This window comes from Streptomyces sp. NBC_01450 (assembly GCF_036227505.1).
GTDB lineage: Bacteria > Actinomycetota > Actinomycetes > Streptomycetales > Streptomycetaceae > Streptomyces.
Window position 1 is genome coordinate 2,833,666 of the sequence record NZ_CP109480.1, and the last position, 20,994, is coordinate 2,854,659.

The 20,994-nt window shown below is 70.2% G+C and carries 21 protein-coding genes and 1 pseudogene; 5 read left to right on the forward strand and 17 right to left on the reverse strand.

The window, feature by feature from the left end; translation table 11 throughout:
- Window positions 1-24 precede the first annotated feature (24 nt).
- Complete coding sequence (locus tag OG568_RS12925) at window positions 25-507, reverse strand: nuclear transport factor 2 family protein (RefSeq protein ID WP_329531594.1); 483 nt, start codon at window positions 505-507, stop codon at window positions 25-27.
- Window positions 508-694: 187 nt separating this feature from the next.
- Complete coding sequence (locus OG568_RS12930; RefSeq protein ID WP_329531595.1) at window positions 695-1,708, reverse strand: NADP-dependent oxidoreductase; 1,014 nt, start codon at window positions 1,706-1,708, stop codon at window positions 695-697.
- A gap of 119 nt (window positions 1,709-1,827) precedes the next feature.
- Between OG568_RS12930 and OG568_RS12935 the strand changes: the two are divergent.
- Window positions 1,828-1,968, forward strand: a pseudogene (locus tag OG568_RS12935) (TetR family transcriptional regulator); the annotation flags it as partial.
- Window positions 1,969-2,046: 78 nt separating this feature from the next.
- Here the strand turns inward: OG568_RS12935 and OG568_RS12940 are convergent.
- Window positions 2,047-2,607 (reverse strand): TetR/AcrR family transcriptional regulator, encoded by a 561-nt coding sequence (locus OG568_RS12940; RefSeq protein ID WP_329531596.1) that lies wholly within the window; start codon window positions 2,605-2,607, stop codon window positions 2,047-2,049.
- 222 nt (window positions 2,608-2,829) lie between these two features.
- On the opposite strand from OG568_RS12940, the gene OG568_RS12945 reads away from it, so the two are divergent.
- The 4 genes from OG568_RS12945 to OG568_RS12960 all read left to right on the forward strand — a co-directional run bounded on the left by OG568_RS12945 (window position 2,830) and on the right by OG568_RS12960 (window position 4,627).
- A complete protein-coding gene (locus tag OG568_RS12945) occupies window positions 2,830-3,309 on the forward strand; it encodes an ATP-binding protein (RefSeq protein WP_329531597.1) in 480 nt (159 codons plus the stop codon).
- Window positions 3,306-3,626: a response regulator transcription factor gene (locus OG568_RS12950; protein WP_329531598.1), complete on the forward strand. Its 321-nt coding sequence runs from the start codon at window positions 3,306-3,308 to the stop codon at window positions 3,624-3,626. Before OG568_RS12945 ends, OG568_RS12950 begins: the two co-directional genes overlap by 4 nt.
- 162 nt (window positions 3,627-3,788) lie before the next feature.
- Entirely contained in the window at window positions 3,789-4,253 is a 465-nt protein-coding gene (locus OG568_RS12955) for an MBL fold metallo-hydrolase (RefSeq protein WP_329531599.1), read from the forward strand.
- Window positions 4,232-4,627, forward strand: a complete 396-nt coding sequence (locus tag OG568_RS12960; protein ID WP_329531600.1) for a hypothetical protein — start codon at window positions 4,232-4,234, stop codon at window positions 4,625-4,627. Before OG568_RS12955 ends, OG568_RS12960 begins: the two co-directional genes overlap by 22 nt.
- A 26-nt stretch (window positions 4,628-4,653) precedes the next feature.
- On the opposite strand, the gene OG568_RS12965 is transcribed toward OG568_RS12960, so the two are convergent.
- The 14 genes from OG568_RS12965 to OG568_RS13030 all read right to left on the reverse strand — a co-directional run bounded on the left by OG568_RS12965 (window position 4,654) and on the right by OG568_RS13030 (window position 20,938).
- On the reverse strand, window positions 4,654-5,454 hold the full coding sequence (locus OG568_RS12965) for an ABC transporter ATP-binding protein (protein ID WP_329531601.1): 801 nt from the start codon (window positions 5,452-5,454) through the stop codon (window positions 4,654-4,656).
- Window positions 5,455-5,509: 55 nt separating this feature from the next.
- Window positions 5,510-6,484 carry a FecCD family ABC transporter permease gene (locus tag OG568_RS12970; RefSeq protein WP_329536344.1) on the reverse strand — a complete coding sequence of 325 codons (975 nt, stop codon included), beginning with the start codon at window positions 6,482-6,484 and terminating at the stop codon, window positions 5,510-5,512.
- A gap of 62 nt (window positions 6,485-6,546) precedes the next feature.
- Complete coding sequence (locus OG568_RS12975; protein WP_329531602.1) at window positions 6,547-7,590, reverse strand: ABC transporter substrate-binding protein; 1,044 nt, start codon at window positions 7,588-7,590, stop codon at window positions 6,547-6,549.
- A 124-nt stretch (window positions 7,591-7,714) separates the two neighbouring features.
- A complete protein-coding gene (locus OG568_RS12980; protein WP_329531603.1) occupies window positions 7,715-12,139 on the reverse strand; it encodes an amino acid adenylation domain-containing protein in 4,425 nt (1,474 codons plus the stop codon).
- The gene (locus OG568_RS12985; RefSeq protein ID WP_329531604.1) at window positions 12,126-12,383 is read right to left on the reverse strand and encodes a phosphopantetheine-binding protein; all 258 of its coding nucleotides are present in this window, start codon (window positions 12,381-12,383) and stop codon (window positions 12,126-12,128) included. The genes OG568_RS12980 and OG568_RS12985 overlap by 14 nt, the downstream gene beginning before the upstream one ends.
- Window positions 12,384-12,415: 32 nt before the next feature.
- Window positions 12,416-13,978: a fatty acid--CoA ligase gene (locus tag OG568_RS12990; RefSeq protein WP_329531605.1), complete on the reverse strand. Its 1,563-nt coding sequence runs from the start codon at window positions 13,976-13,978 to the stop codon at window positions 12,416-12,418.
- Window positions 13,979-13,995: 17 nt separating this feature from the next.
- A complete protein-coding gene (gene scoD, locus OG568_RS12995) occupies window positions 13,996-14,493 on the reverse strand; it encodes a (2E)-enoyl-ACP glycyltransferase (protein ID WP_329531606.1) in 498 nt (165 codons plus the stop codon).
- Window positions 14,490-15,380: a (3R)-3-[(carboxymethyl)amino]fatty acid oxygenase/decarboxylase gene (gene scoE / locus OG568_RS13000; RefSeq protein ID WP_266587122.1), complete on the reverse strand. Its 891-nt coding sequence runs from the start codon at window positions 15,378-15,380 to the stop codon at window positions 14,490-14,492. The genes scoD and scoE overlap by 4 nt, the downstream gene beginning before the upstream one ends.
- A 43-nt stretch (window positions 15,381-15,423) precedes the next feature.
- A complete protein-coding gene (locus OG568_RS13005) occupies window positions 15,424-15,663 on the reverse strand; it encodes an acyl carrier protein (protein WP_329531607.1) in 240 nt (79 codons plus the stop codon).
- Window positions 15,664-15,707: 44 nt separating this feature from the next.
- Window positions 15,708-16,787, reverse strand: a complete 1,080-nt coding sequence (locus OG568_RS13010) for a beta-ketoacyl-ACP synthase III (RefSeq protein WP_329531608.1) — start codon at window positions 16,785-16,787, stop codon at window positions 15,708-15,710.
- A gap of 70 nt (window positions 16,788-16,857) precedes the next feature.
- On the reverse strand, window positions 16,858-18,267 hold the full coding sequence (locus OG568_RS13015) for an MFS transporter (protein ID WP_443077863.1): 1,410 nt from the start codon (window positions 18,265-18,267) through the stop codon (window positions 16,858-16,860).
- A gap of 229 nt (window positions 18,268-18,496) precedes the next feature.
- Entirely contained in the window at window positions 18,497-19,249 is a 753-nt protein-coding gene (locus tag OG568_RS13020; protein ID WP_329531610.1) for an aspartyl/asparaginyl beta-hydroxylase domain-containing protein, read from the reverse strand.
- A gap of 91 nt (window positions 19,250-19,340) precedes the next feature.
- Window positions 19,341-20,024, reverse strand: coding sequence for a sigma-70 family RNA polymerase sigma factor (locus OG568_RS13025; RefSeq protein ID WP_329531611.1), 684 nt, complete (start codon window positions 20,022-20,024; stop codon window positions 19,341-19,343).
- A gap of 209 nt (window positions 20,025-20,233) precedes the next feature.
- Entirely contained in the window at window positions 20,234-20,938 is a 705-nt protein-coding gene (locus OG568_RS13030; protein WP_329531612.1) for a hypothetical protein, read from the reverse strand.
- Between the last annotated feature and the right edge of the window lie 56 nt (window positions 20,939-20,994).

Here is a 20,994-nt window from a genome sequence, read left to right on the forward strand (position 1 = left end):
TGATGACTTGGTAGTCGCTGGACTTCATACGGCGCTGTCCAGACCGATGAACAGGTCCGCGATACGCCACTCGCTTTCGGCGTGCCGCAGCATGAACGTGTAGAAGCCGGTCGTCACCACGGTCGGGTTCCCGCCCGCGTTCGACGTCAGCGTCAGATAGGCCCACACCACTGCCATGTCGGCGTCCGCACGGCGGAAGACGATGTTGGTCAGGTGGTGCCTTCGCTGATCGGTCTGCGCTTCCGTCGCACCCCGTACGAAGTCGACAACCGCGGCGCGCCCGACGAACGGACCGATCTCCGTCTCGCCGGCGACCGTGGCCGTCCAGGTGGTGTCCTCGGTCAGGACGCCCTCCAGCGCCACCAGGTCTCCGTGGTCCAGGGCGAAGGCGTAGCGTGCCAGCGTCTGCCGGACGGCGAACTGTCCTGCGGGGTCGAGAGTCACCTCTCCCGCGGGCGTTGCGTCGAGGTGGTTGCTTCCCCAGCCGACAGCCGCAGTTGTCGTCATGTCATGCCTCTCTCGTGCTCGGTTGTCGGGTGGAAGATGGGGCGCGGTCAGCGCAAGCGACCACCCGGCGTGCGCTGGGACGGCGGAGCGCGCGGCGTCGCCAGGCATCAGGAATGCGACCGTCTCGGTGATCTCCCGCGGCGGACCGAGGACGACCGCCGGACGCGCCTGTGAAACGGCTCGTTCGTTACTGAGCGACCGTGAGCACGATCTTGCCCTGGATGTGCCCTCGGGCGGCCCGTTCGTGCGCCGCCCGGGCATCCGCGAGCGGAAACGTGCTGTCGATCGCGACACGGACCGTGCCCGCTTCGAGCAGGTGACCCACTTCGGCGAGCTGCGTGCCGTGCGAGCGGACCTGGGTGCCCGAGACCGTGACGCCCAGCTTCGCGGTCTCCGCGTCGTCGAACTCGCCGAAGAACACCGGGAACAGGGCGCCGCCGCGCCTGAGCGTGCGCAGGAAGCGGCTGCTGTCGCGGCCACCGACGGCGTCGAGAACGAGGTCGACGTCGTTGACGAGTTCCTCGGGACGACTCTTGGTGTAGTCGATGAACTCGTCGGCGCCGAGCTCGCGCAGGAACGGTTCATGCGCACCCGATGCCACCGCGATGACCCGTGCGCCCTTCCACTTCGCCAGCTGCAGCGCGAAGTGCCCCACGCCGCCCGCGGCGCCGTTGACGAGCACCGTCGTGCCGGCGTCGAGTGCCACCGGGCGATGCTGCGCCGCCTGGAAGGGCGAGGGGTGATCGTGTCCGAGCTCGATCAGGAACTGCCACGCCGTCAGCAGGGACATGGGCGCCCCGGCGGCGTGCACGTGGTCGATGCCGGCCGGCTTGCGTGCGAGGTCCGACGCGGGTGCGGCCACGTACTCGGCATATGTGCTGCCGTCGAAGCTGGGGAAGCGGAGGAGACCGAAGACCTCGTCACCGACGGAGAAGCCCTCCACGTCCGCGGCGACGGCCTCGACGACGCCCGACACATCCGTCCCCGGAATCACGGGCAGGTCGAACTTCGGCCTGACCTCCGGAGGGAGGTTGCTCAGCCCGTCGCGCAGGTACCAGTCCGGAGGATTGATGCCGACCGCGTGCACGCGGACCAGCACCTCACCCGGCCCCGGCACGGGAATCGGCACCTCGTCGTAACGCAGCACCTCAGGGCCGCCGTGCTCATGCAGCCGGATCGCCCTCATCGTGTGTGTCGTCATCGTTTCCTCCGGCCCGCGCCGCGGGATAGGCTTATTCGGATCAGTGACCCGCATATTCGGACCACTGATCCGAATATATGGACCACCGATCCGGATAGTCAAGTGGATCGCCGGTCCGGATAGCCGGGAGGGGCGCCGCTGCGTCGATGCGCGACATCGCACGCAGAGCCGACGTAGGGCTCGCGACGCTGCTCCGTCACCTTCCGACGCGTGAGGCGTCGTTCGACGCCTTGCTCCGTACGAGCTTCGACGAGCTGACCCGCCCGTCCTCCATCTAACGCAAATACTTAGCTTTTAGATGCGCGGACGTTGCGCTCCCGGGCGCGACTCCGGTCCGCTCAGCGCCGATCGAGTGCCGCGGCGACCAGGCCGTGCGTATATGCGACCGACAGATTCGAGGGACGGAACAGGATGCGGTACATCAGCGGGGCGACGACGGCGTCCAGCAGCGCCTCCACCCCGGGCACCGCCTCTCCGCGGCCGGCGGCCCGCACACCGATGGCAGTGAGCTGCTCGGCGGCGTAGTCGGAGCAACGGGCGGCGTTGCCCCGCTCGGGATCGCCCAGGAGGGCATCGCGGATGTAGGTGCGCCCCGCCGACGAGGACATCTCCTCCGCGAACTGCTCCACCCACGCCTCCAGATCGGCGCGCAGGCCGCCCTGATCGGCAGGGGCCGCGTCCGGGCGCAGCCGCTCCACCGCCACGTCGGACAGCAGCTCGCGCAGATCGCCCCAGCGCCGGTAGATCGTGGAAGGAGTGACCCCGGCCCGGGTGGCGATCAGGGGAACGGTCAGAGCGTCGCGGCCGTGTTCGGCCTCCAGGTCCCGTACGGCCTGATGGACGGACTGCTGGACGCGCGCACTGCGCCCGCCGGGGCGCACGGAGGCTCGGGGACTCACGACACCCAGCTTAACGCGAAGAAATTGCTTTCAGCTGTCGCGGCGTGCACTGTCGATGTGTGCACCGGTAGCGCGAGCACGAACGAGCGGGCCCGCAACCCGCTTCGGGCTGCCTGATCACGGCCTTGCGCCACACGCTTCAGGCTGTCTCTAGGATGCTCGCATAATCGGGACAAGCTGCCGTCGGCCGGGGCCACGCGGTCCAATTGTGCGGAGGTTCGGATGACGAAAGTCGTGTTGCGGGGCCGGACGGCGGAGATCACGTCAGGTCTCAAGCTGCTGCGGCGCACTGTACGCACCGACCAAGGCGGGGTTCTGTTCTTCCAGGGCCCGCCAGGCATCGGCAAGTCCGCCCTGCTGGCAGAGGTGATCAGCCAGGCGGCACGGATGGGCTTTCGCTGTGGGGTGAGCAAGGCCGATCAGATCACGGACATCTCACCCGCCGCTCCGTTGTTGCTCGCGCTGAGGAACGGATCCGGCCCACTGCTCACCGCCACCGATCTCGAGCGCCTGCACGACTGCGCCGGGGCTCCCCTGTTACTGCTGGACGAACTCACGGCTGCGCTGGAGCGCGAGGCGTCATCGGGTCCGGTCTTGATCGCGATCGATGATGCGCAGTGGATCGACTCCGCGAGCAGGCTCGTCCTGCGGTCGACGCCGCCTGGACCACGTATCGCGACATCGGCGCGAACGGCCCGATGACCGACCTGGAGGACCGCATGCGGCGGGCCGGCTTCCGACGCAAACAGTGGCAGGCCGTCGTGCCCCGGCCGACCGAGGGCTGGTCGGCGCTCACCCCGGCCGAAGCCAAGGTCGCCGGACTCATCGGCGCCGGCTACACCAACAAGGCCGCCGGCGAGGAACTGGGCGTCTCCGCCAACACCGTCCGCACACACCTGCGTTCGGTCTTCCGCAAGCTCGACGTGCACTCCCGCGTTCAGCTCAGCAACCTCATCAACCAGCGGGGTACCGACGCCGGCCCGGTGAACGGATCGGTCAGGAAGCCAGAGGCCTTGTGAAGGCTCTCCTCCTCGGCCCGGCTCTCACGCGTTCGGGTGATGCAGGCGTGCTGGTACCCCGCGCATGATGCCGCCTGCAGCAGCTGGGCCGCCGCACCTGCGGACTCTGCCAGTGACTCGGCGTCACTGCCCGGCAGTTGAAGACGCGAGAGGACGACAACCATGAGCTCGACCGACGGACTCACCTACGACGTATTCATCAACAACCCTCCGCCGCAGAACAACGGCCTCCTTCCGAACGGGGAACCGAAGCTCTTCTCCCCGGTCACCAGCACCTTGATCTCCGGCGCCGAAGACGCCGTGCTCACCGACCCGGGCTTCACGACCGAGCAGGCGCAGGCGTTGGGCGACTGGGTCGCCGGCAAGAACCGGAACGTGACAGACATCTTCATCACACACGGCCACGGCGATCATTGGTTCGCCGCCGGACTGCTGGCGGAGCGGTTCGGCGCACGCGTCGTGGCGTCCGAGGGAACGATCGGTCAGATGCACGCCAACAACGCCGGTCGTCCGTACGTCTGGGACAAGGTCTACTCGAACATTCCGCCCTCCCCGGTGACCGCGGTGACGGTGCCCGACAACCGCTTCGCCCTCGCGTCCTGCACGTGCCCGAGCTCGCACTCGTAGTGGCCGGTGACGTCATCTACAACGGCGCCCACCAATACGTCGGCGAAGCTGTGCTCGCGGGCCTCGACACATGGCGCCGGGCGATCGACCAGGTGGAGTCGCTCAGCCCTCGCTCCATCGTCGCCGGGCACAAGAACTCCGAGCTCGACGACGACGCGGCACGGACGATCACCGAGACCCGGGAGTACCTCGACACCGCCGAGGAGCTGATGCGCACCGAGAACAGCGCCGTCGACTTCTTCAACGCGATGATCGCGCGCTACCCGGACCGGATCGGGCGCACGGTCCTGTGGTCCATGTCCCAGGCCGTGTTCGGCATTCGCGACAACCCCGGGGAGGACCCCGTCCAGTTCATCGCCGGGGGCTGGCTCTGACCGTCGTCCCGGCCGTGTGCGTGGCGTCAGCGTTCCGCGGGCTCGGGCTCCTGGGCGAATGCGAGTGGCTGAGCGGCATACGTGATGCGGACGACGCCGTCGGGGTGTCGTTCCGTGGCGCCTCGTACGCCGAAGACGTCACGCAGGAGGTCCGGTGTCAGGACCTCCAGCACGGGGCCCGCCGCCACCACCGCGCCTTCGTGGAGCACGACGAGGTGGTCGCAGAGCCGGGCTGCCAGGTCGAGGTCGTGCAGGACCGCGAGGGTGGTGATCCCGGTGCTGCGGATCAGGTCCAGGAGCTCGAACCGGGCCCGGATGTCGAGGTGGTTGGTGAGTTCGTCCAGGACCAGGAGCCGGGGTCGTTGGGCGAGGGCGCGGGCCAGCAGGACGCGCTGGCGTTCGCCGCCGGAGAGGGTGGCGTAGTCGCGGTCCGCGAAGGGGCCGACTCCGCAGCGTTCGGCCGCCTCGGCCACGGCCTCGCGGTCCTCGGCGCCGTCCCGGCCCATCAGCCCGTGATGGGGCGTACGGCCCAGGGCGACGATCTCGGTCACGGTGAGGCCGGTCGTGGTGCCGGCTTCCTGGAGGACGGCCGCCGTGCGGCGGGCGGCGGTGCGCGCGGACAGCTCCCATACGTCGTCGCCGCCCACCCTGACCACGCCGTCGGCGGGCCGCAGCGAGCGGTAGACCGTGCGGAGCAGGGTGGACTTGCCGCTGCCGTTGGGGCCCACGAGCCCGACGACGTCGCCCTTGGCGGCCTCCAGGTGCACAGCGCGGAGGATCTGCTTGCGGTCCAGGGTGATGTGGAGCTGGTCCACGGTCAGTTTCATACGCCGTCCAGGCTCTTCATACGGTGTCCGGGCCCTCCATGCGGTGTCCAGCCCTTCATACGGTGTCCAGTCCCTTGTTGCGGCGCAGCAGCCACAGGAAGAACGGGGCGCCGAGCAGGGCGGTGAGGATGCCCAGCGGCAGTTCGTTGGGGCGGTTGACGGTGCGGGAGAGCAGGTCGACGAGGACGAGGTAGATGGCGCCCAGGAGTGCGGTCAGGGGCAGCAGTCTGCGGTGGTCAGCGCCGGTGGTGAGGCGGACCAGGTGGGGGATCATCAGGCCGACGAACCCGACGCCGCCGGCGACGGCGATGACCGTGCCGGTGAGCAGTGCGCTGATCACCAGCAGGACGGCGCGCAGCCGGTTGACGTCCACGCCGAGCGCGGTCGCGGACTCGTCACCGGCCAGCAGGGCGTTGAGGCGGCGGCCGAACAGGGTCAGCACGACGGTGCTCGTCAGGACCACCACCGTGACCGTGGGCAGTTGGCTCCACTGGGCGCCGGCGACGCTGCCGAGCATCCAGAACATCACCGTCCGCAGTTCGGTGGGCGTCGCCAGGAGCTGGACGAAGCTCGTCACCGACAGCAGGACATAGCCGACCGCGACCCCCGCCAGCACCAGCCGGGTCGGGGCCAGTCGGCCCTGGCGTTGTCCCAGGGCGAAGACGAGGGCTCCGGCCGCGAGGGCGCCGACGAACGCCGCGCCGGACACGCCGAGGCCGCCCAGCCCGCCGAGTGCGACGCCGCCGAGGGTGATGACCAGCACGGCGCCCAGGGAGGCACCGTAGGAGAAGCCCAGGACGACGGGGTCGGCGAGCGGGTTGGAGACCAGGGTCTGGAGCACCGCCCCGGCGACGGCCAGGCCCGCGCCGACCAGGGCAGCCAGGGCGACGCGGGGTGCCCGGAAGGTCCACACGATCTGGTCCAGCGCCGGGTCGCCGGTGGCTCCCCGGCCGGTGACGTGGTGCAGGAGGATTCCCCACACATCCGCCACCGGGATGTTCACCGCGCCGATGCTCACCGCCACTACCATCACGGCGCCGAGGACGACCAGCAGGCCGGCGAGCGCGAGCGGCAGCCGCAGGCGGCTCGGGCTCAGAACCTGTCGGGGTGCAGCATCCTGGCGACCTTCTCGACGGCCAGGTCGTTGCTGGGGCCGAGGTACATCGAGTCGGACAGGGCCACGTACTTGTTGTTCTTCGCGGCCGGCCACTGGGGGAACTCCTTCAGCAGTTTCCTGGCGTAGGCCGCCGGGTTCGGGTCGTTGTAGCCGATGACGACGAGCGCGTCGACATCGGTGGCGGCCACCTTCTCCTTGCTCAGGTCGGCGAAGGAGGTCTTGGATGCCGACGCGAAGACGTTGCTGCCGCCGGCCTTGGCGAGGATGTCGTTGTAGATGCCCTTGGCGACGACCGAGCTGAAGTCGTTGCCGCCCATGGCCATGTTGGAGAACAGGATCATGACCTTGGGCCGCTTCTCGCCCTTCACCTTCGCGGAGACGTCGGCGATGTTCTTCTCCGAGGCGGCGATCAGCTTCTCGGCGCGGTCGCCGACGTTGAAGATCTCGCCCATGTCGCGCAGCAGCGTGTAGCTGTCGGCGATGGTCATCTTGGAGGTGTCCTGGTCGCAGCCCTGCGGGGAGACGTAGGTGCCCGCGCCGACCTGCTGGAGCTGGTCGCGGGTGGCGAAGCCGTTCTTCTCGTCGAAGCCGTACGAAGTCGTGGACAGCACCAGGTCCGGCCGCAGCCCGATCATCGCCTCGCGCGGGATGTCGTACGCGTCGTTGAGCTTGACGTTGCCGGTCGGCAGGGCCTTGATGGCCTTGGCGCGGCCCGCGACCTCGGACATCCCGTAGCTCTGCTGGTTGGCGACGACGCGGTCGCCGACGCCGAGGGAGAGCAGTGTGGAGACCTCGGCCACCGAGGCGCCGTTCATCACGACCACCCGGCCGGGCTCCTTGGTGAACTTCTCGGACACCCCGCAGTTCTCGAGGGTCACCGGGTAACCGGACTTCGCCGCGGCCGCGGACGCCTTGCCGCCGGGGGCGGCGCCCTTGTCGGTCGACGATTCGGCGCATGCCGCCGTGACCAGACAGAGGGCGCCGGCCAGGGCGACGGCGACCGGCCGTTTCTTCGACATGCTGGCTCCTTGTTGCGGGGTGCTCTTGGTTGCGGGGCGCTCTTGGTTGCGGGGTGCTCTTGAGGCGTCGCGTTCTGTCGCAGTAGTCGGGGGGTGGAGCCCCTGAGTTCCCGGACAGGCCCAACTACCCTGCGGGCGGGGCGGGATGGAACTGTTTCCCGGCCGGGGCGGGCAGGGTTCCGGTGGTGACGCAGTGGTCGAGGTAGCGGAAGACGAGGTCGCGGTCGACGGGCGGGCAGGTGATGCCGCTGCCGCGCAGACCGTTCACGACGTTGTCGGCGCGGACGCGTCCCAGGCGCAGGTCGGGCCCGGTCGCGTCGCCGGTGTTCGCGTCCCAGGAGTCGAAGAAGGCGAGCGTGGTCGCCGCCACACCGGACCCACCGGACCCACCGGACCCACCGGACCCACCGGACCCACCGAGATCACCGGAGTCACCGGAGGAGCGCGGCAGTTCGGCACGCCACCGGGCCAGCGGCATGCGCCGCAGCGGGTAGCCGTACTCCTCCAGCCAGTCGTACACGGCACCCAACCTCACCAGGCCACCGGCGGCGTGGTTGAAGACGGTCGCGCCCGGCGCGGGCCGTCCGCGGCCGAGGCAGAGGTGGACGAGGGCCTGGGCGACATGGTCGACGGGTGTCCAGGTCTCCTCCTCGAACAGGTCGGGAACGATGCCCGCGGGAACCCCCGTGCGCAGCACGCTCCAGAGGAAGTCCCGCTCGTTCACGTAACCGGTGGCGTACGGGCCGACGATCCGGCCGAGCCGGTGCACGGTGACCGGCAGGCCCCTCTCCGCGGCCTGTTCCAGCAGCCGCTCGGCCGCCCACTTCGACTGCTGATAGCCGTAGCGCAGTCCGGGATGGGCCGGGAGGAACTCCTCCGGCACCTCCGGGGCGAGGCCGAGGGGCGGGGCGACGGAGAGGGTCGACACGAAGTGCAGAGGGACCGAGCGCACGGCCGCCATGCGCAGCAGGTCCCTGGTGGACTCGGTGTTGGCGGCGCGGAGCGTGGCGTAGTCGCGCATGATGCTGACGGTCGCCGCGTTGTGGACGATCGCGCCGCAGGTGCGGGCGAGTTCGGCGAAGAGGGCCTCGTCCAGGCCGAGTCGGGGGCGGGCGAGGTCCGCGGGGACCGCCGTGACGCGTTGGCGAGCCGCGTCCGGGAGGTGGATCAGGTGGGTTTCCAGGGCCTGGTGGATACGGGCGGTGGCCTCGGCGGAGCCGGCGGCGGCGCGGACGGTGCAGACGACCTCCACGCCGGTACTCGTCAGGAGTTCGGCCAGCAGGTGTATGCCCACGAAGCCGGTGGCGCCGGTGAGCAGGATTCTGTCCGGTGTGCCGCTCGCCCGGGGACCGTCGCCGGGGCGGATGTCCGGATCGAGGACGGTGTCGGCGAGCAGGGCCGCCGGAAGGCCGGAAGCGGCCGGTCGAGGCCGCTCCTGCTGCTCCTGCTGCTCCTGCTGCTCCTGCTGCCCCAGGAATCTCGCCAGCTCGGCCGGGGTCGGGTGCTGGAAGAGCCAGGCGACCTTCACGTCACGGTGCAGTTCGGCGCCGAGACGGTTGGCGACCTGGATGGCCTGGAGCGAGTGGGCTCCCAGGTCGAACACGTCGTCCCGCGCGGAGACGGCGGCCACACCGAGCGCCTGTTGCCAGACGGCGGCGATGGTGCGCTCCAGTGTGCTGTCGGAAGCGGCCTCGCGCACATCGGGGTCGGGGGCCGTCGCCGCGAGCGCGTTCCTGTCGATCTTCCCTGAGCTCGTCCGGGGCAGGTGGTCACGGAACTCGACGGCCGACGGGATCATCACCGCGGGCAGCGTCCTCCGAAGGTGGTCCCTGAGCAGGGCCACGGCCGGGGCGGGCCCGTCCGGGACGACGTACGCGACCAGGCTCCGCGTCCCGTCCTCCAGCACCTGCCCCACGACAGCCGCGTCACGGACTCCCGGGTGGCCGAGGAGGGCGCCCTCGACCTCGGCCGGGTGCACACGGTGTCCGCTGATCTTGAACTCGGTGTCCGACCGGCCCAGGTAGCGCAGTTGCCCGTCGTCGCCGATCCGTACGAGGTCGCCTGTGCGGTAGGCGCGGGGCGCTCCGGGGAGCTGGTCGAGAGGGGCGAAGCGGGAGGTGTCCGGTGGCCGGCTCCCGCGGTAGCCGAGGGCCAGGTTGTCGCCCAGGAGATGGAGTTCACCGTCGACGACCGCGGCTCGGACGCCGGGCAGTGGCAGGCCGATGGGGACGTCTCCCGGGGCCGGCGAGGGCTCGTGGAGGTCGGCGACGGTGGCGACCACGGTGGCCTCGGTCGGCCCATAGGTGTTCAGCAGCCGGACCGACGTGCCGATGGCCTTGCGCCAGCGGTCGACCCGTTCGGGGAGGGCCGCCTCACCGCCGATGACGACGGTACGCACCTCCGCGGGCAGGGTGACGGCGCCGGTCGAGACGGCGTAGGCCAGTTCGTGCCAGTACGCCGTGGGCAGGTCGAGGAAGCTGATCCGCAGCCGTGCGCAGGCGTCCAGGAACCCGTGGACCGAATCGGTCATGTCGTCGCCGCGGACGACGAGCGTGGCGCCCGCGCACAGCGTGAGGAAGATTTCCTCGACGCTGGTGTCGAAGTGCAGAGGGGCGAACTGCAGGACACGGTCCCGGTGGTGAAGGCCGTAGCGGTGCGTGGCGCCGGTGACGAAGCGCGCGAGGGCTCGGTGGCCGATCTCGACACCCTTGGGGCGCCCGGTGGAGCCCGAGGTGTGGAGGACGTAGGCGAGGTCCTCCGGCGTCGGCGGCGGTGCCGTCGGCCGGGCCGCTCCGGACTCGGGTTCCGGCTGGTCGTATCGCAGAACGACCCGGTCCCCGAAGTCGTCGGCGTAGGCGCTGGTGGTGAGGACCAGGACCGGTCGGGCGTCGTCCAGCAGGTCCGCCCTGCGGGCCTGGGGCGCCGCCGGGTCGAGCGGGCAGTAGGCGGCACCGGAGAGCAGGACGCCGAGGATGGCGGTGATCGCGTCGATGCCGCGGGGCAGGGCGACGGCCACCAGGTCGCCGTGGCCGACCCGGCGGGCAGCCAGTCGGCGGGCGAGTGCACGTGCCGATCGGAGGAGGTGGGCATACGTGATGGTGTTGCCGTCGTACTCGACGGCGACGGAGCCGCCGCGCCGGGCGGCCTGGTCGGCGATCAGGCCGAGGACCGGGCGCACGGGGCCGGGCAGCGGCCCGCCGTCCAGGACCGGGACGGGCTCGCGCGCACGGAGATCGCCGAGCGCCCGGTCGGGGGCGGCGACGGCCTCCCTGAGCAGGGACAGCAGTCCCTCCTGGAGTGCGGCGACGTCCGCCTCGTCGTAGAGGTCGGGGTTGGCGTCCACGGCGATGCGCAGTCCCCCGCCCTCGCAACGGTCGTAGACGTTCACGGACAGGTCGTCGACGGGGCCCGCTGAGACGTTGTGCACCGTGCTGCGGTGGCCGGCGAAGCGCAGGTCGTACGCGAAGGGCATGATGTTGACGCCGGGACCCGACAGTCTGCGCTGTCCGCCGACGAGCTTGAGGTCGCGCCGCAGTTGTTCGTAGCGGTAGCGCTGGTGCGGCAGTACGACGCGGAGCTCACGGGAGATCCGGGTGGCGAGGTCGCGCAGGCTGTCCGACGCGGTGACCGCGACGCGCAGGGGCAGGATGTTGCGCACCATGCAGGGAACGCGCAGCGATACGGAGCCCAGGCGTCCCATCGCCGGCAGGCTGAGGACGATCTCCGGTGCGCCGGTCGCGTGGTGGAGCTGCGCCACGGTCACGGCCAACAGCACTTCGGACCAGGTGAGTTGGAGGTCGCGGGCGACGGCGCGCAGGGCCTTCGTCCGCGTCGCGTCGAGGTCCGCCACCCGCCGGTGGAACGTGCGCGCGGGCAGGGCCGTACGGCCGGCGGGTGTCGCCACGGGCGGCCGGTCCGCGAACCGGTCCGCCCAGTAGGCGCGGGCCTTGGCGAAGCGGGGCGACTCCTGGTAGGCGCGTTCCTCTTCGCGCACCGCGGCCAGGGTGCCGAAGCCGCTGTCCTCCACCGGCTCGCCCGCCGTCAGGGCCGTGTAGACCTGGGCGACCCGGTGGGCGACCAGCGACAGGCCGAAGCCGTCGAGGGCGATGTGGTGCACGCGGTGGTACCAGAGGTACTGCTCCGGTGCGATGCGCAGCAGGGCGTGGCCGAAGACGGGGCCGCGCGCGAGGTCGACGGGGCGGGCCATGTCCTCGTCCATCCAGGCCACGGCCGCGGCGTGCGGGTCGGGCTCGGTGGTGAGGTCGGCCGTGTGCAGGCACCAGTCGCCGGCGGGGGCGTCGGTCTGCCAGGGGCGGCCCCGGTCGTCGACGACGAAGGCGACGTTCAGGGCCTCCGTCTCCGCGACCACGTGCTGCAGGGCCGCGTCGAAGAGGGCCGTGTCCACCGGTCCGTCGATGAGCACGTACTCGGCCGTGTTGTACGCGGGGCTGCCCGGGTCGAGCTGCTGGCCGGTCCAGATGCCTTCCTGGGCGGCCAGCAACGGATGACGCCGCGCTGTGTCATCCATGTCGCTGTCATGCGTCGGCATGGTCCGCTCCCCTCCGCCGTGCGCAGAGCAGCTGCCACCACTGGGCGAACGAGGTGCACTCGGCGAGTTCGACGAAGGTCACCTCCACCCCTGTCTCCCGCCACCGTTCGAGGAGGGTGACGATGCGCAGGGAGTCCAGTCCGGCGTCCATGGGGCTTTCTTCGAGGTCGACTTCGTCGGGCCGCTGGTACAGGAACTCCGCCAGGTCGGCGCGGAAGCCCTCCAGCGTGAGGGGAGCAGGCATGTCGTTCTCTCTCGATCGGGCCTGGTGGAAGGTCAGTTGACCTTGCGTGCGGAGTCGCCCCAGAAACGGTCGCGCAGCTCGCGGCGCAGGATCTTTCCGCTGGGGTTGCGCGGGACGCTGTCGATGAACTCGTAGCGGGCGGGCAGTTTGAAGCTCGCGAGCCTCGGGACGAGGAAGGTGTGCAGGTCCCGGGGGCTGGGCGGCTGCCCGGGCGCGGGGACGACGAAGGCGTGCACGTACTCGCCCCAGCGTTCGTCGGGGGCGCCCACGACGACGGCCTCCGCGACGCCGGGGTGGTGCTCCAGTACGTTCTCGATCTCGGCGGGGTAGACGTTCTCGCCGGCGACGAGGATGGCGTCCTTGATGCGGTCGCGGATGAAGATGTAGCCGTCCTCGTCGATGTATCCGGCGTCCCCGGTGTGGATCCAGCCGTCGACGAGGGTCTCGGCGGTCTTGTCGGGCAGTCCCCAGTACTCGATCATGTGGGCCGGTGTGGCCAGGCAGACCTCTCCGACCGCGCCCGGCGGGAGTTCGCGCCCCTCGCCGTCGATCACCTTGCTGCCCACCCCCGGATACGGCCGCCCTGCCGCCTGCATGAGGGATCCGCCGGGGACATGGGCGGCCGGGGGCAGGCAGACGGCGGTGTTGCCGGTCTCGGTGAGGCCGTAGATCTGGGCGAACTCGCAGTCGAGGACGGCGAGGCTCTCCTCCAGCAGTGCCTCGGAGATGGGGGAGCCGCCGTAGACGGTCTTGCGCAGGGTGGTGAAGTCCTTGGCGCCGACGTCGGGTTCGGTCAGCATCATGCGGAGCATGGCCGGGACGACGCAAGCGGTGGTGATGCCGAGGTCGCGGATGAGGTCGACGGCCTGGCGGGCGGCGAAGGCCCGCATCGCGACGATCGTCGTCCCGGCGTTGAAGTTCTGCGTGGCCCACCACAGGCCGCCGATGTGGAATCCGGGGATGCCGATCAGCGCGATGTCACCGGCGCGCCAGTCGATCCAGTCCAGCCCCTCGCTCGCCAGCGCGTCACGGATCGCGAAGAAGCTGCGGTGGGCGAGCACGACGCCCTTGGGCAGTCCGGTGGTGCCGCTGGTGTAGAGCTGGGCGACGGGGGTGTCGGGGGTGACAAGCAGTGCCGGGTCGGTGTCGGGGTGGGATGCCTTCCAGACGGCGAAGGGCTCTCCGAGCTCGACGACCGTGTCGGGGGGCGCGGTCGGCATCTTCTCGACGATCGGCCCGAACTCCTCCTCCAGGAAGAGCAGTCGGGTCCCGGAGTCCCGCAGGATGTGGCTGACCTCGGGCGCGGCGAGCCGCCAGTTGACGGGGACGAGCACCGTGCCGCTCTTGGCGCAGCCGAAGAGGATCTCGTAGTAGTGCTCGGACTCCTTGCCGAGGTACGCGACCCGGTCGCCCGGCGTGAGTCCGGCGGCCTGGATGGCGTGGGCGATGCGGTTGCTCTCGCGGTGCAGTTGCTCGTACGTCACCGTGCGGCCCTCGAAGACAACCGCGGGGGTCGTGGGCTGGTGGTGTGCGTGGAAGCTCGTGGTCTGGACGAGTGTCTGGAGCTCCGGGTGGTGGAGCCTGTCCGTGGTCATGGGTGACTCGCCTCAGGTCAGGGGATGTTGACGATCGCCAGGGTCGCCTCGCCGTCGCAGCGGCCCGAGTCGGCGTCCCAGTAGCGGAAGACGGTCTCGGCGCGCAGGAAGGGGCTGCCGCCGGCCGGGGCGCGCCGGGTGACGGACCCGAACTCCATCTGCCCGGAGAATGCCCGGGGGTTGACGGGCCGCCGGAAATTCGACGCGAAACGTGCGATGAGAATGTCCGGGAGCTGGTGCGTGAAGAAGTCGTCCAGCGTCCAGTCGGGGAAACCCGTGCCCAGCCCGTCCTTCACGGACTTGGCGACGAGGTAGTACATCATCTGGTTGTAGCAGATGTTCACCTCGACGGAATTCAGATGGCCGGTGTCGTCGATGTAGCACGACTCGGATATCGCGAACTCGCAATGGGCCCTGGCCCGTCCGTCCGCCTCCGTCACGACGGCCGAACGCAGGTATTTGCAGTGGTCCTTGTAGGGCGTCAGCACCCGGACCAGCAGAGCCTCGTCCGTCATGCCGCCTTGATCCCGTCGTGGAGCTTGCGTTCGTCATGCACGGTGACGCGGTAGGAGACGGTCGGCTCGGGGGTGGTCGTGTGCCGGGCGCGGTGGATGAGGCTGCGGTTGTCCCACACCAGCAGGTCGCCCTGTTCGAAACTCTGCAGGTGGATGTTGTCGTGCTCGAAGGTCTCGTCGAGCTGGCCGGTGGCCTCGAACAGGCGCCCCAGCAGCTCGTCGTCGAGCGGCTTGCCGTCCTGGTCCTCGATGCCGACGGTGAAGCCCTCGCTGATGTAGAGGACCGTCTCCCCGGTCATGGGGTGGGTGAACGTGGTCGGCTGGAGGACGGCCGGGGTCTTCCGCTCGACCTCTTCGATGATCTCGGAGATCGGCCGGTAGACGTCGTGGGGCCGGATCTTGAAGTACTTGCGCACCGAGTGCCGGGAGTACGTTTTGCCGATCTCCTTCTTGAGTTCCTCGGGCAGCCTGCCGTACGCGCGCCCCATGTCGATGAAATACGTGCCTCGGTTCTTCTCGGGAATGACCTGGGGGTAGATCAGGGTGATTCCGAAGGGGTCCGGCATGAACTGGTAGTCGGCGTGCCAGAACTTTCCGGTCTTCGGTACGCCTATCTGCTTTCCGTTCTCCGGCACGTTGGACGAGACGAATATCTCCGTGACCTCCGGGTGGTGGTACATCGGCTCGTAGTAGGTCTCCGGGCGGCCCAGCCGCTCGCCGAGTTCGAGGAACTCCTGGGGAGAGAGGTCCTGGCCCTTCAGAACGGCGATCTTCTTGGTGTAGACGGTGCTTTTGAGCGCGTCGATGTCGGCGGCCGAGGCGGTGGCGTGGTCGAAACCCTCGACCGTCGCGCCGATCGCGGTGCCGGGCTGTTCCTTGATGTGCATGGGAGCTGCCTTTCGTGAAGTGGGGAGAGGAGGGCGGAGTGGGTCAGACGGCGGCTTGACGGGCGTCGAGGAGTCCGGCGAGGGCACCGAGGCTGAGGTCGGGCCGGAGTTCGTCGTCGCCGACGGCGACACCGAGGTCGCGCTCGATGCGGATGCTGATCTCGACCGTCGTCAGCGAGTCGACGTCCAGTTCGGCGAAGGTCGCCTCGGGGCTGATCCGGTCGGCCGGGGCGTCGTGCAGCCTCGCGAGGATCTCGACCAGTTGGTCGTAGGTGGTGCTCATGACGTCGTCCGTTCTCCTTGGTCGTACGGATGGGGCGGTTCGTCCTACGGACGGGGCGATTCCTCGTACTGACGGGACGGTTGATCGTGCGGATGGGCCGGCGCGGGGAGCATGGGCCAGGTCAGGAGGCAGGAGCCCCAGGTGAGGCCGCCTCCGAAGGCGGTGAGCAGGAGCCGGTCGCCGGGCCGGAGCGCCTGGCGGGCAGCCGCGTCGGCGAGGGCGAGCGGGATGGACGCGGCGCCCGTGTTGCCGACGGACTCGACATGGCTCACGCACCGCTCGCGAGGCAGACCGAGGTCGTCGGCCACCGAGTGCAGGATCCGCAGATTGGCCTGGTGGGGTACGAAGTGGTCGACGTCGTCGATCTTGCAGCCGGCCCGCGACAGCGTGACGCGCGCCGACTGGGCCATGCGCGTCACGGCGTGCCGGTAGACCTCCTTGCCCCGCATGGCGAAGTGCCGGTCCTGGCGGCTGGGTTCGCCCGGTCGGGAGCGCTGTCGGGAGCCCCCGGCCGCGACCTTGATCAGGTCCTCGTGGGCGCCGTCGCTGCCGAGGTCGAAGTGGCCGACCGCGCCGGGCTCGTCGGGGTGACCGGCGCGCAGGACGACGGCTCCCGCGCCGTCGCCGAAGATGATCGCGTTGGCCCGGTCGAGGGGGTCCACGATCGTGGAGTAGGTGTCCGCCCCGATGAGCAGGACCCGTTCGGCCACGCCGGCCGCGATGAGCCCGGCGGCCGAGGCGAGGCCGTAGACGAACCCGGTGCACACGGCGCCGATGTCGAAGGCGGCCGCGCCCGTCAGACCGAGCCGTGCGGCGACCGCGGGCGCGGTGGCCGGGCAGGTGTGGTCCGGGGTCGTCGTGGCGACGACGACGGCGTCGACCCTGTCCGTCGCGGCGGCGGCGAGTGCCCGGCGGCCGGCTTCGACGGCCAGGTCGGACGTCGACTGTCCGGGGTCGACGACGTGCCGTCGGCGGATCCCGGTCCGGGTGCGGATCCATGCGTCGTCGGTGTCGAGCCGTCGCGCGAGGTGCTCGTTGGTCACCACGCGGGACGGCACCCGTCCGGCCAGCCCGCACAGGACGGCGGCCGGAGGAGCGTAAGGACCGGCGGCGGTAGGGGACATGGGGATTCTCCTGGCATGACGGAGGACGGACCGGAGGCCCGGACACAGGAATGGGAGGCGAAGAGGGTTTCTAAGGACCGGTACGGGTGGCCCCGCGAAGGGCGAGGAGCGCGAGCGCGCCGCAGCCGATGCCGGCCGCTATCGCGAACACTGCGGTACGGATGCCGTCGAGGAGCCCTGGCCCGGAGGCGTTCTGTCCGACGCCACCGGCGACCGCGACCAGTACGGCGAGGCCCACCGCGCCGCCCACCTGCAGGGTGGTCGACGCCAGTCCCGAGGCGACGCCCTGGTCACCGGGGGCCACCCCGGCGGACGCGGCGATCCACATCCCCGTCCACGCGGCTCCCTGGCCGAGGCCCAGCAGCACGATTCCCGGCAGGAGGCCGGGATACGAGCCGTCCGAGGTGAGGGCCAGGCCGAGTGCCGCGGCTCCGACGGCGCCCAGTGTCATGCCGCCCACCAGCATGCGGCGCGTACCGAAGGCGGACACGGCCCGTTCGCCGGCCTGCGTACCGACGGCCACCACCACGGCGGGCACGAGGAACGCCAGCCCGGTCGCGACCGCGCGGTACCCGTGGACCGTCTGGAAGTAGAGCGTCAGGAAGTACGGCACCGAACTGAACGTCGCGCTGAACAGGGCGGTCACCCCCATCGCCGCGAGCAGGCCGCGGTGGGCGAACAGCCTTGCCGGTACGAGCGGATCACGGGACCGGCGCTCCACGACGACGAAGAGCGTCAGCAGGCAGACCGACAGCACCGCGCTCGCGAGGGCCGCGGGCGTGCCCCAGCCCTCCGCGGGAGCCCGCACCAGCAGGAACACCAGGAGCGTGATCCCGCCCGTGGCGGTCAGCGCACCCGCCACGTCGAAGTGCCGTGAGCGGTCCCTCGGACCGTCCGCGGGGAAGAGCGACCGCCCGGCCACCGCGAGGGCTCCCGCCACAGGGACGTTGACGAAGAACACCGACGGCCAGCCGAACGCCTCCACCAGGACCCCGCCGAGGAGGGACCCGAAGCAGAGCCCACCGGCTCCCGCGGCACCCCACACCGCCAGGGCCCGGTTCCGGTCGGGCCCTTCGTCGTACAGGGTGGTGATCAGGGACAGCGTCGCCGGGAACAGCAGGGAGCCGCCGATGCCCTGGACCGCCCTGACGGCGACCAGGACGCCGGGCGTCTGAGCCAGGCCGCCCACGAGGGACGACCCCGCGTACAGCAGCGCCGCGACGACGAACATCCGACGCCGGCCGAGCAGGTCGGCGGCCCGTCCGCCCAGCAGCAGGAAGCCTCCGGTGGCCACGACGTAGGCGCTCACCACCCACTGCAGGTCGTGGTCGGAGAATCCCAGCCCGGCGCCGATGTCGGGCAGGGCGACGTACACGATGTTGTAGTCGAGCGAGATGACGAGCTGCCCCGACGCCAGAACAAGCAGCGGGAGTCCGATTGTCTTTCGGAGCGGATCCTTGGCCGACTCTGTCGTGGACATCATCGATCACCCCCTCGGGATCACAGTATTCGGAATTCCCACGGAATGAATTTCCGGCAGACCGACGGGTTTTCGTCACCGTAGCAGTCCGATTCGGACTTTGGAATGGGCGACTTCTCGACACTCATTGTGTATTCACGGAATGTCAGGGCAGCGCTGGGAACCGGCAGTCGGAAACCGCCGGGTCGACGAGAACAGGTAATTCTCCGAACGAATTCTTTACCCCGCGTCAGTCCTCCCCCATGAGCCGACGGATCTCGGTGATGAGGGCGACCAGCGCCCGGCGCTCCGGAACGGTTGTTTCCGGATGCCAGAGGTCGATGAGCAGGCAGGTCCGTGGGCGGGTGCCCGCGTTGCGTGCCTCGTGCTCGAAGGAGTAGTCGAAGAGCAGGCACTTGCCCTCTTCCCAGGAACGCGTCTCCCCGGCGACCGTGATGCTGCACCCGTCGGGGATGTCCACGGCGAGATGCAGGTTGATGCTGAAGTTCCACAGGTCGCAATGGGGTTCGATGGCGGCGCCCGGCAACAGGGTGGAGAAATGACATTCCAGGAGAGGGCATATTTTGCCCGTGTCGACGGCGACGTCTTTCAGTACCTGATAAGCGGTGGGAGTCGTGACGGCCGACTCCTCGGCGAGACTTCCTCTACGGAAGAGGTAGAGGGCCTGCCAGTCCTCCTGGCGTTTCAGATAGTGCTCGTAGTCCGAGAACACCTCCCTCCGTGCCGCCCATGCGGCGTTCAGCTCTTTCTTGATCGCCTGATGACCGGCCTCCAGTTCACGGACGACGGGGGCCAGTTCGGGGTAGGCGTACGGGTCGTGCCAGGGAGTGGGCGAGAGCCCCGGCATGATCCACTTGGCCGCCTTCTGCAGCGGATGCCGTTCGCTCCCGCCCGGCTCCAGCATCCGCTCGACCCGAGTGATCGATTCCGCACCGAACTCGGCCCTGATCGCGGAGAAGGCGTTCTCCATCTCTGGTGTCATGCGGTTCTCCGGGGTTCGGCGGTCAGCGCGTGGTGAGCTGCGCTGTCGAACGAGTAGTCGGCCGCGAGTGGGCTCGAGTTCCCGCGTTCTCTCAGCCGATTTCCCTTGCTGTGGCGACACTTGGAGACACCTGGGGACACACCACCGCCGTATCGTCGGCCTCGACCAGGAGCTCGACGAGGGTCGCCCGGGCTCGTGCCACCCGCGAGCGGATCGTCCCGATGGGACAACCGCTGGCCTCGGCGGCCTCCTCGTAAGGAAGACCCGTCAGCTGGGTGAGGACGAACGCCTCACGGCGCTCGGCGGGCAGCGCGTCCAGGAGGTCGAGCAGCGCCACACCGTCGTCGAAGCCGGGCAGACCGCTCGGCTGGGCCCGCTCGGCCCACATCGTCCAGTCGTCCGTGTCGGCCAGCCGGGGCCGCGTGGCGGCGTACCGCCAGTTGTCGACCACCGTGCGACGCGCGATGGCCAGCAGCCACGTACGCGCCGACGAGCGCCCCTCGAACCGGTGCAGGCTGCCGAGCGCCCGTAGGAACGTGTCCTGCGTCAGATCGTCGGCGAGCTGGCGGTCGGAGGAGAGGTACGTGATGTAGCGGACGACGTCGGGGTGCAGGGCCCGCACGAATCGGTCGACGGCGTCGGGGTCACCGGAGCGGGCGGCGAGGGCCCAGGCGGTGGCCGGATCGTCGGGCGATGCCGTCGCGCCGGGCCGATCCGCCGCCTTGTGCCCCGCGTCGCGCTTCGCGCGCGACGCGGGGCGGACAGGAGTGATCACCTGATGTCCTTCTCGGTTGTCCGGGATCCGGCACGGCGGCACGGCGGCACGCGCGAGCGCGCGCGGGTACGCCGGGCGTGAGTTCGCCGCTGCGGAAACATCCCGGGACGGGAGGTGGGAGGGGGCCGTACGACATGAACGGCCCATGCCCGAAGCCCTGGCACCGACGACGCGGCGCCCATGGGGGCGGCTTCGGGAAACCAGCTGTCTCAGACGACAGCGATCCCGGCCGGAGGCCCCCGAGAAATGATCGTGTGCGCGAGCGGCAGCCGCGGCACCCGCTCCGAACGTTCGCGCGTCGGCCGTAGGCGCGGTCGGCGCGGCGGGACGGGCAGGGCGAGCGACAGCCGCAGCGGAGCCGCGAGCCATCCCGCGACGGCCCGCAGCACGCGGAACGCGGCCCTCTCGCCGTAGGCCAGCCACAGCCCGCTCAGCACAGCGGCCAGGGCGTGGGCGGCGAGCATGCCGAACGACGACGTGCCGCCCATGCCGTGAACCAGCTGACCGAGGTGCCCCACGTGCTCCGAACGCTCCATGGGGTCCATGGGCATGGACCCCATGGAGCCCAAGGACCCCATGTCCATCGCGTCCATGGACATGGAACCCATGGCCATGCCGCTCATGTCGTGGGCGCCGGAGCCCGTGCCGGCGCCCGATACCGCCGACTGGGCCAGCGAGAAGGCCGAGTGGAGCGCCCCCTGCGCGACGACCGCGGCGGGCACCACCAGCGCGAGCCCGCGCTCACGGCCCGCCAGACACCAGCCGACGCCGGTCGTGGCGGCGAACCCGGCGGCCATCGTCCACCAGGGCACGGTGGAGCCCGACATCAGTACGTGACCGAGGGCGGCGAGCAGCACGCAGACGGCCGCGAACACCGCGGCCCGCACCGTGCGCGCACCCGACCCAGCAGTCATGACGGCCTCATCATCGCATCCGGGCTTCGCTCGTCGCGGGTGAGTACGCACGGCAC